The organism is Salmonella sp. SAL4457, assembly GCF_046548235.1.
GTDB lineage: Bacteria > Pseudomonadota > Gammaproteobacteria > Enterobacterales > Enterobacteriaceae > Salmonella > Salmonella enterica.
Genome location: NZ_JBGDZO010000689.1, coordinates 1 through 262, shown reverse-complemented (window position 1 = coordinate 262; position 262 = coordinate 1). Strand labels below are relative to the sequence as shown.

General features: G+C 65.3%; 1 protein-coding gene. It reads right to left on the bottom strand.

Features of this window, described 5'->3' with window-relative positions:
* Nucleotides 1-262 (bottom strand): AMP-binding protein (locus ACLJNW_RS25935; RefSeq protein ID WP_410961471.1); only part of this gene is annotated, 262 nt, incomplete at both ends.

The following is a 262-nucleotide window of genomic DNA, read 5'->3' as shown; positions in this document are numbered from 1 at the left end:
CTCCTCGGCCACGGCCAGCAGGGTCGCCTCGGCGTCGAAGCTGGGCGCCGGGTAGATCATGGTCGAGCCGTGGGTGACGCAGCCGAGGTTGCCCATCACCATGCCGAAGCAGTGATACAGCGGCACCGGGATCACCAGGCGGTCTTCCGCGCCGAGTCCGAGGCTTTCGCCGACCATGTAGCCGTTGTTGAGGATGTTGTAGTGGCTGAGGGTGGCGCCCTTGGGGAAGCCGGTGGTACCGGAGGTGTACTGGATGTTGATC